Annotated in this window: 10 protein-coding genes and 2 pseudogenes; 1 reads left to right on the top strand and 11 read right to left on the bottom strand. The window is 66.8% G+C overall.

The window, feature by feature from the left end:
- Positions 1-53: 53 nt before the first annotated feature.
- The 9 genes and pseudogenes from ACFHWY_RS26990 to ACFHWY_RS26950 form a co-directional block, all read right to left on the bottom strand.
- Positions 54-271: pseudogene (locus tag ACFHWY_RS26990) on the bottom strand (transposase); the annotation flags it as partial.
- 129 nt (positions 272-400) lie between these two features.
- Complete coding sequence (locus ACFHWY_RS26985; RefSeq protein WP_416583065.1) at positions 401-688, bottom strand: hypothetical protein; 288 nt, start codon at positions 686-688, stop codon at positions 401-403.
- Positions 685-1788, bottom strand: a complete 1104-nt coding sequence (locus ACFHWY_RS26980; RefSeq protein ID WP_416583064.1) for a WXG100 family type VII secretion target — start codon at positions 1786-1788, stop codon at positions 685-687. The genes ACFHWY_RS26985 and ACFHWY_RS26980 overlap by 4 nt, the downstream gene beginning before the upstream one ends.
- Positions 1785-2162, bottom strand: coding sequence for a hypothetical protein (locus tag ACFHWY_RS26975; protein ID WP_416583063.1), 378 nt, complete (start codon positions 2160-2162; stop codon positions 1785-1787). The genes ACFHWY_RS26980 and ACFHWY_RS26975 overlap by 4 nt, the downstream gene beginning before the upstream one ends.
- A gap of 678 nt (positions 2163-2840) precedes the next feature.
- Entirely contained in the window at positions 2841-3326 is a 486-nt protein-coding gene (locus ACFHWY_RS26970) for a GNAT family N-acetyltransferase (RefSeq protein ID WP_416583062.1), read from the bottom strand.
- A 12-nt stretch (positions 3327-3338) separates the two neighbouring features.
- Positions 3339-4433 (bottom strand): FxsB family cyclophane-forming radical SAM/SPASM peptide maturase, encoded by a 1095-nt coding sequence (locus tag ACFHWY_RS26965; RefSeq protein WP_416583061.1) that lies wholly within the window; start codon positions 4431-4433, stop codon positions 3339-3341.
- Between the two features lie 19 nt (positions 4434-4452).
- Entirely contained in the window at positions 4453-4593 is a 141-nt protein-coding gene (locus ACFHWY_RS26960) for a hypothetical protein (RefSeq protein ID WP_416583060.1), read from the bottom strand.
- A gap of 48 nt (positions 4594-4641) precedes the next feature.
- Entirely contained in the window at positions 4642-7317 is a 2676-nt protein-coding gene (gene haaT, locus ACFHWY_RS26955) for a cyclophane-containing RiPP biosynthesis TPR protein HaaT (protein ID WP_416583059.1), read from the bottom strand.
- Between the two features lie 141 nt (positions 7318-7458).
- Positions 7459-7842 (bottom strand): hypothetical protein, encoded by a 384-nt coding sequence (locus ACFHWY_RS26950; protein WP_416583067.1) that lies wholly within the window; start codon positions 7840-7842, stop codon positions 7459-7461.
- A gap of 104 nt (positions 7843-7946) precedes the next feature.
- Between ACFHWY_RS26950 and ACFHWY_RS26945 the strand changes: the two genes are divergently transcribed.
- Positions 7947-8243, top strand: a complete 297-nt coding sequence (locus ACFHWY_RS26945) for a hypothetical protein (RefSeq protein ID WP_416583066.1) — start codon at positions 7947-7949, stop codon at positions 8241-8243.
- Here the strand turns inward: ACFHWY_RS26945 and ACFHWY_RS26940 are convergent.
- Positions 8225-8434 (bottom strand): annotated as a pseudogene (locus ACFHWY_RS26940) (lantibiotic dehydratase); the annotation flags it as partial. The gene ACFHWY_RS26945 and the pseudogene ACFHWY_RS26940 sit on opposite strands and share 19 nt — an antisense overlap.
- A gap of 249 nt (positions 8435-8683) precedes the next feature.
- Positions 8684-8842: an FxLD family lanthipeptide gene (locus ACFHWY_RS26935; RefSeq protein ID WP_416583058.1), complete on the bottom strand. Its 159-nt coding sequence runs from the start codon at positions 8840-8842 to the stop codon at positions 8684-8686.
- Positions 8843-9440 lie beyond the last annotated feature (598 nt).

Genomic DNA, 9440 nt, shown 5'->3' with positions numbered 1-9440 from the left:
CCCCAATCGACACGTCAGCCCAGCTCACAGCCCCGCACATCGACAACGCAAAGACCCTGCCGGGTGTCCCACTCTCGGGCTCGGTATCCATTACGGGAGTTGACTCGTTCATCGCTGCGCTGCCTATACGCGGCGCCGCAGATCGCGTCGGCTTCGGCGGACATCACCGCCTGCGCGAACACTTGATCATCGCCTGCAACACATCAAGCGACGCGCCCGCGATCTGCTCGCACAGCAGCTCAACGGGGTTCGCACTCTCAGATGCGGCCATCGCGCATCACTCTACTTCGTTCGACTTTGCCGTCTCGAAGGATCGGGCCGTGGCCGTCTCTCATCTACGCAACACGCTCATCACGGGCAAGTCCTACACCACTCCCATGGACGCAACCGCGCGGGAATCTCAGCTACTGGTCTGGGGGTTGTCGTCGTATGCAGTGGCGGCGAGTTCTTGCCGTTCTTCCGGGGTGAGCTGCTGGTAGTGAGACCAGAACCTGTCGAAGGCCTCGCCGAGTGCGGGCGCGTAGGCGCTGCTGAGTACGGCTGCTCGTAGCGTGATTTCGCCGTCGAGGACGGCACGGGCCAGTTCGCGGAGTTCGCGGTGCGGGCTGTCTGCGAGCTGGTGGAGGCTGTCGCGAAGCGCGTGTAGGCGGCGGGGGTCATCGCCGGCGATGTCGGCGAGGTCGCTCATCGTGCGGCTCCGGTCGTTACCAGCGGGTGGTCGTATCCGCTGTTGCCGGGGAGGGCGGGGAGCGTGACGGCTTCGAGGTCACCGAGTCGGTATGTGAGGGCGGAGCGGAACGCGAGGACGGCGGCGGTGGCGTGCTGGTACAGCTGTGTGGCTTGGCCCCACAGCTTGAGCATGTAGGCGATTTCTGCTGCGGCCACGCCGTAGCCGACGACGGCACCGACGCCTGTCGCGGCGGTGGCCGTGCCTGCTGCGGCAGCGATGCCGGTGATGATGGCAGCATCGATGAGCCCTTTAATGACACCGCCGAGTGCTTCGTTGATCGACCATACGGAGTCGGCGATGACCTTGTATTCGTGGCCGATTTTGTCCAGCGGGCCACGCAGTTCGGCTACCGCACCGGCGAGTTGGGTGAAGTGCTGGTGGGCGGCGTCTCCTGCTTGGCCCTGCCACGTCTGGCGCAGACTGCTCGCGCCGGTTTGGGTGTTGAGGGCCAGGTCGTGTAGTGCGGAGCCGATGTTGGCCAGGACGGGTTGCATGGTGGCGAGGGCTTCCCAGTTGCCGAACATGCGCTCTTGGAGCCATGAGATGGGATTGAAGCCCAAGACGATGTCGAAGCCCTTCATGGCCCATGAGGTGGGGCTGAGGTAATCCATCCAGCCCAGCGCGTTGGGTGGGGTGTCCGGTTGCGGAGGTGGGGTGAGTCGACTGGTGGCGTCCCGCACATCGGTGAAGGGCGGTGGGGGACAGACGAGCGTCGCAAGCTCCTTCTCCACCGCAGTGAGGGGCTGACACGGAGGGGTATCCGGCAGGACACCATCGAGGTTGGCCGCAATCGTGAGGTCGGTTTGCCGGTAGTAGGTGGCGACGGCGACCAGTTCCGGTCCGGACGTGTCCAGCACGGTGGTGAGGCGTTGCAGGGTACCGGAGATGACGGCAACCGCATGCCGGTGCTTGTCAGCGGCAAGGGCGATCAACTCCCCGCCGGTCGCGTCCTGCGCGTGGGTGCGCAGGTAGCCGGCGATCGCGGTGGAGTCGGCGCTGGCCCGGTCCACCTGCCGCGCGTAACTCAGCAACGCGGCCGGCTCGACGGATAAGGTCATTTCTCCAGAACCGATGCCACGAGGACGAGCCCGGCGAGCCCGATCACCACGAGCGTGCTGGACAACAGGAGAATCCGCAGGCCGACCTGCTCGTGCCGCCGGGCCGGGTAATAAGACACGCCGCCCACGCCGGCGAGGACGAGGACCGTGATCGGAATCAGGCGCAGACCGTCGACGACGCCAGCGACCAGGGCGAAGACGCCGACGAAACCGAAGAAGATCGCTACGTTGGCTACCGCCTTCCGCAGGTTGGCGTAGGCAACCTCCTGTAAGTCGGAGACCGCACCCTGGACATCACGCGCAGCCTGTGCTTGCTCCTCAGAGGACATTGCCCTGCGCGGCCGTCGTTTGCTCGCCCTACTCCCCGCAACCATGCGATGACGATAGCAACCGACCATCGCCGCGAGGAGAACGTCGGTAGCGTCCCAGCCGGCTCGCACTGACCGGCCAGAACAAGCGGTGGGAGAGTCGCAGCTCGGTCTGGCAGGAAGGCTGGCGCAACCTGCACGCCACCAACAGTCGCCGGCACTGCGGTCCACGCTCGCATCCCACCCCGCCCCCCGCCGAGCCGAGCAGGCGTTCAGCGGCGAGACTGCCGACCTGGACAGATTGCCGCCCTGGCCACCGCCAACGAGCCCGGCACCGACATGGCTACCGTGCCGCTGCGGCAGCTCGACGTACTCGAACTGCGCGAACGAGACGGCCCTGGTACGCGAGATCGAGCGGCTCCGGAGCATGCTGCAGCAGATCGACGATCTGGCCGGGACACCGGCGGCGCGGCCAGCATGATCGCCGAAACGGTCACCACCGCCCGATCCTGCGCCGCCATCGCCCACAACCTCACCCGCGCCGCCGGGCGCCTCGCCGCCGGCACATGGAAGTCCGCCCGGACCGCGACCATCCGGACCCGGCTCATCAGCGTCGCCGCCCGCCGCCCGCCTCGCACACCGGGCCCGCACCATCCAGCTGCACCTACCGCAGCACTGGCCCGGGCAGGCCGCATTCGAGAACCTGGTTTAAAGTGGATACCCTCGAATGTTCGAGGTTGCGATTCAGCCGAGTGGCTCCGGAGTGTCGCACCCGACGCGGTAGTTCACCTTCCCCTCTAATTCCTCGAATCCGAGTCGTCGGTAGAAGGCGCGCGCGCCGTCGTTGTCCCGGTCGGTCATCCACTCGACTCGACTGCACCCCGGCGCGGCGGCCGCAATTGCCTGCATCTCCCGCATGAGCCGCGTTCCTGTGCCCAGCCGCCGTCCGTCCGGTCGCACGTACAGCTCCTTGACGAACAGCGAGTGCGTCGATCCGGCCGCCGGCCATAAGAAGGAGTACGCCGCCAACCCCAGCCCGTCGTCGCCGCTAAGTGCGAGCACGCAGTATGCCAGGGGTGGTGTCCCGAACAGGGCGGCTTCGACCTGTGTCAGTCGTTCATCGAACGGCTGGATCGACGTGGCGCCGTAGTACCGCTCGATCTCCTCGATCATCGCGGCGACGGTCTTGGCATCGCTGGGCTCGGCGTGGCGGACGACGAGGTGCTGCACTGTGCTGCTCCTTCAGGACGGAAGCGTGGCTTGGACGTGCCGGATGAGGTGGGCGAGGTCCTGACAGTAGACGGACGGGTTGCGGTATCCGCGCTGAGCGCTTAGCCGATGCGGCAGATACCCACCGCCGCAGACTGACACCAGTGGGCAGCCCTGGCACTCTTCTGCCAGGGCCGCCACTCCGACCTGCCGTCGCTGGATCGCCGGGTGGTTCGCCACATCGTCGAAGGTGTGGTCGAAGACGTCAAGGCCGAGGCTTGCGGCGCCCGGGGTTGCAGCTTTGAGTGTGTCGACGTTCTCGATCGAGCCGTCGGACTCGACCACGACGATGTCGGCCGGTGCGAGTCCGAGCGATTCGACGGAGCCTTTCGCACCGAGGCTGAGGGCCACGATGTCTTCGAGAATGCGCACTGAGTGCGTGTAGGAGTCCGCATCGGTCCATGCGTCGTAGACGCGACTCAGCCAGCGGCCATACTCCGGCTCAGCGGGATTGGTGCGCTCCGGTGGGGCGTCGTGCGTGGCGTGAGGCAGGTTGAAGTCAATGACTGCTGGCCCGAGTGACGCGAGATAGTCGTGAACGTCAGCTGGATCGTTGTGGAGGTCGACCACAGCCAGGACGCCGGCAAACAGGTGGGGCCGGTTCCGGAGCAATTCGATACCGCGGACCGCCGCGTACGACGTCGACCGACCGCGGTGGCTGACACGATGGCGGTCATTCGCCTCGGGCCGGCCGTCGATGCTTACGCCGACCCGGACGTCGAACCGATCGAAGAGGTCCAGCCAGGGTTCGCCGAGCAGCATGCCGTTGGTCTGCAACTCGAAGCGGACGGACGGTACTCGGTCGTGAAGGATCTGCAGGATGGCGCCGATGTGGCGCGGTCCGGCGAGCAAGGGCTCGCCACCATGTAGCACGACGTCCACGTGGTCGAGGTCGTGGGCGGTGGAGTGCTCGGCGATTCGCCGCGCGACAGCGTGGGCCACCTCGACGCTCATCCGTACGGGCAGCCCACGCCAGGACTGGTCTGGCCCGTTGAAGACATAGCAATAGTCGCAGTTGATGTTGCAGCGGTTAACCACCTTGAGGATGAAGGTCCGCAGTGGTGGCATGCCCGTGCTCCGCGACTGCTCAGGATTGCGCGGGAATCGATGCGGCGTGCGCGGCTCGAACGGCCTCGGGCTTGACCTGCTCGGCCGCTATCCGGGCGTGGACCCTCTTGACCACCGTCGCCAGCACGGGCGGCACGTTCGACGTCTTCGACTGCTGCATGGTCGCCTCCTTCATGTCTTAGGGTGACGATACCGGGACGGAGTGAAGTTACGTATGCCGATTTCCGAGCCGTTCGTGGAGCATCTGGGCGGCGCTGCGGAGGTCGGCCGCTCGCTCAGGTCGCCCCAGAGCAAGTTCACAGCGCGCGAGGCCGTCCAGCGCATGGGCCTCCTGCAGCGGCACGTCCAGTTCGCGGGCGAGGGACAGTGCGAGCTCATATCGGTCATTCGCCCGGTCGAGTTCACCGGCGTCGAGGTGCAACGCGCCGATGTGGTTGTGCACTTCGAGTTGACCAGTACGGTCACCGAGTTCGGCGTACCAAGCCGCAGCGCTGTCCAGTCCGCTCCTGGCACCGACGAGGTTGCCCTCGAGACGACGCAGGACGCCCAGCTCGGCCGTGGCGGCGGCCAACCCACCCCGACTCTCCAACTCGGCGTAGATGGTCACAGCCCGCTCTTGGGCCTCGACCGCCGTTGCCTGGTCCCCCCGGAGACGGTGCAGCACCCCGAGATGCCGGATGGCGTTGGCCTCGCCGAATCGGTCACCGAGTTCGGCGTACTTGGCCAGTGCCTGTTCGTGCGATTCGGTCGCGCCGTCGAGGTCTCCCTTTAGGCGACGGGCGACGCCCAGCTCGTTGAGCGCGTACGCCTGGTGCACCGGATCGCCGATCCTGGTGTAGATGGCCAGCGCCTCGCGGGCGTTGTGCTCGGCCTCGGCGTAGTCGCCCGTCAGGGAGCGGACCAGTCCGAGGTCGCGGAGCGCGTTGGCCTCGCCGAAACGATCACCGAGCTGTCGGTAGATCTCCAGCGCTTCCGTCGAAGCTTCGGCGGAAGGCCCCAGGTCACCGGTCATGCGGCGCACCATGCCCAGGTCGGCAAGTGCGTTCGCCTGGCCGAGCATGTCACCGGTCTCCCGGCAGATACTCAACGCCTCCGTCTGGGCTCGGGCCGCCTTGTCGTACTTTGCGGTCAGGTAATGCACGATGCCGAGCTGGTTGAGTACCGACGCCTGCCCATGCAGATCGCCGAGAGCTCGGTAGATCACGAGCGACTCGTCAAGCGTCTCCACCGCCGCCCGGTACCGGGCCATGAGGCGGGACACCATACCGAGATTCGCCAACGCGTCGGCCTCGGCCTTCCGGTCATCCGTACGGCGCGCCGCCACGATCGCGGTCCGGTGCAGATCGGCGGCCTGGTCCCACGGGCCCGCCTGGCGCAGGTACGGCGCCATCACGGCGGCGAGTCCCACGACCAGGGCATGCCGCTCGCGACGCACGCACTCCTCGACGCAGGCGAGGACGTTCGCGCGCTGAAGGTCAAGCCACGCGGAAGCCGCGGTCAGCGAGTCGAATCGGGTCGTGGTGGCCGTGGCTCCACGGTTGATGTGGGTATTCGCCGCACCAATGGTCTCCAGGTAGTGTCCCGCGAGATTCTCGATCGACATGGTCCCGCCCTGCCTATCTTCTCCGAGGCTGCGTCCATAGTCCCTGACCAGGTCATGGAAGCGGTACCGTCCGTGCTCGGTTTCATCCAGCAGGTGATCCCCGTACAGCGCCTCAAGCTCGGACCGCGCCACCTCCCGGGAGACCGAAGCCAGCGCCGCGGCGGCCTCTTCATCGACGTCGAGCCCTGGGAACCGGCTCAGTCGACGGAAGAACTGCTGACGTTCAACTGGCAGATCCTCGTACGACAGGTCGAAGGCGGCTGCGACGGCGCGCTCGCCCGCCTGCATCTCCGACAGGCGGTGCTGCGTCGAGAGCAGGCGATCCTTGAGATCCTCGACGCTCCAGGACGGGTGGTGCCGTAGCCTCGCCGCAAGCAGGGCAACCGCCAACGTTAGGTGACCGCAGACAGCGACGAGCTCACCGACCGACTCCATGCTGAGCTGGCCACGACCGGCCAGACGCATGAACAATGCGGCGGCGTCCGTCGCAGACAGTGCGCCCATCTGCAGACTCGTCGCGTCTGGTGCGGCTAGCCGACGACGGCTGGTGACCAACACGAGGCTGCCGGCCGCGCCCGGCAGCAGCTGCTCCACCTGCGCGTACGTGGCGGCGTTATCGAGGATGAGCAGCATCCGCCGATCAGCGACCCGGGTGCGCCACAATGCGGCTCGAGCCTCGGTCATCGCCCACTGATCGTCGCTGTTCGGGATCTTCTGTGGGGCGACGCCGTCGGCGAGCAGCAGCGACGCGAGGGCCTCAGCCGGCCGGACCGGTTCGCGTCCAGGCGTATGCCCATTGAGGTTCAGGAACAGCTGACCATCCGGGAACTTCGGTGCAAGCAGATGGCCGACGTGGATGGCGAAGGCGGTCTTGCCGACGCCAGCCATGCCGTCGATGGTCCGGACGGGAATGATCAACTGATCCTTCGACGCGTCGTTCAGGATCTGCTCGATCTCGTCCCGCCGGTTGGTGAAGCCGGCGACATCGCGCGGCAGGGTACGCAAGACAGCAGCTGACCCCACCGAGGGCGTGGGCTCATCATCGGCCTTCCGCATGCCGACCTGGCCGGGGTCGGTCAGGCCGGGCAGCAATGCGGCGAGGACCACGGCAACGACCGCAAGCAACAGGAACGACTGCCACGGGTGCCGCTGCACAAGAGACAACCAGCCGGGCCACCGCTGCTCATTGGAGGCGGCGTTAGTCACCAGGCCGATCATCAGCGTCACCGCGGCAACGCCGGCAGCAACCAGTCCCGCAACGGTTACCCGGCGCAACTTCACGATCAGCACCGTAAGGCATATCGACAAGATGCACTATGGCGAATCCTCCAGCGCGACGGCATTTCACCGTCCCAAGCGACCATCCGAATCATGCGCGGGGGCATCCCAGGGCGTGGCCCTGGTCCTTGATAGACGTACGCGTCAGTGGCCGGTAAGCGACGACGTGCTCGACTGCCGCCTGGTCCATCTCGAACTCGTAGTAGTCGCTGGCGAACTCGACAAACCGGTGTGGCTGGCCACGGATGCCAGGACGTGCGCAAACGCGGGTGCGCCGTGGAAGGGGTGGCTGTCGGCGCCCGCCGTTACCGGGCCGCTGGTAGCGGCCGTGAGCCAGAGATGGGCGTGTTGCCACGTTCTTAGCCCCGCCGCTGCCAGCTCCACCTGCAGCAGCGCGATGCCCGGTACGCCGAGGGCGAGCGACTGCCGCCACCAGGGTTGGTGGATCGGCAGGCTGGGATAGCCGGGATCGGCAAGTAGGTCGGCGACCGCAACGGCAAGCTCGTGGCTCTCGTACCCCGGGCTCATGATCGGCTCCGTGCGAAGTAGGCCAGGGCGGCGGCTCGGGCGAGGTAGCGGCACTGGTCCGGTCGTCGAAGTCGATGCTGACCGCCCGGATGTAGTGCGCGTGCATGAGAGCCGAGGACGTCGTCGTGGTCGATGCCTTCGGTGTGCGGGCCGGGCAGGTGGCTCCGGTAGGCGGTGAGGGCCACGTCCCGGCTATTCCAGGCGTCGACGATGGCAGCACCGCCGGCGACCGCGCGGAGGGCTGTCCAATCGCCACCGGGATGGGCGAGACGGACGGCATCGCCGAACAGCGGCCTGGGGGACCGACTGTGGTGCCGCCGCGGGAGACCAGCTTCGGGCAGCGTTCGAGATGGGTGATCACGTCGGTCAGCCAGCCGGCGCCTGCCCGGGCGATCGCCTGATGGGTTTTGCCCCAGCGGGTTGGCGCCTTCGAGCCGAATACGGCGGGTGCCACGCCAGCGAGCAGTCCGAACGGCGTGGGTCGACCCAGGAGACGCTGCACGTACTGGGCGACGGCGTGAACCGTCCGCCGCGTCTCGCGTACCGAGGCAGCCTCACCCGCACAGAGCTTGCTGACCTTCTCCGTGAGCACCGCGCTCGAGAGCGTGACCGCCTCGGCCACAGCCTCGATGGCCCAGGCCTGCCGTAGCCAGCCGACCCAGGACGGCAGAAGGTGGGGCGAGATGCGGTCAGGTCTGGCCACGGGGGCAGGTCGACCGCCGGGTGGGCGACGGCGCGGACAAGTGCGTGCTCATTGACCGGTAGGCGGGGGACTGAACGGAGCGCACATGATCACCTCGGCGGGACAGGGGTACCCGGCCGGCCTTGCAGAGCCCGTTGATCAGGCGACGTTGGTGGTGCACGCGGTGCAGGTACTGCCGCAGCCGTCGTCGGTCAGGTTGACCAGACCGGCGAGGTCGGCCACCTCCAGCAGGCTGACCTCGAGGTCGAACTCGTCGTCGCTGCCGGTCGCGCTGGGCTCCAGCGTTCCGCTTGCCATGTGTTCCTCCTTCTCAATTACGCGGGTCTCCCTGACCGGCCATGGAGCTCGGCTTCCGTGCCTCTGGAACTGTCGCCGCTACCGGCGGAGATCGAGGGCGTTACCTCAGGCGCATGACCACCGTCACATCGGTGGCAGAGGTGGTCGACACCAGCCGCAGGGCTGGGGCGCTCCGGGCGCACTCGGACCGACGATCCTGAATAGGGGTTCCGCCAGCAATGGGTGCAGGGCTGGGATATGTGGCGAGGACTCGTGCCACCCAGAAGTAGTACTCGCACGGGAAAGGCTTGAGCTGGCGGAAGTAGACGTAGCAGCCGAGACAGAAGCCGTCGTCGTCTCGATGGATGTCCAGGACAACCCTCGCGGTCGCACGGAATTCGCTGTCCGGCGGGGGCTGCGCGGCATGGCTCCTGGCAACGCTGGCGGTCTTCAAGACGACCGCTCCTTCTCAAAGTCACCGATCTCGCCATCGATCCAGACCAGCTCGGCGCCGTGGATGAGTTCGCAATGGGCAGCTCTGCTGAAGAGGGTGACCGCCAGAGCCAAAGCAAAGTCGGTTAGTCACTAATTGACTGCTTTGAGTAGTGCTGGGATGAGC

The sequence above is a fragment of the Micromonospora sp. LOL_024 genome, from assembly GCF_048060415.1.
Taxonomy (GTDB): Bacteria; Actinomycetota; Actinomycetes; order Mycobacteriales; family Micromonosporaceae; genus Micromonospora.
This window is presented reverse-complemented; position numbering and strand designations above follow the sequence as displayed.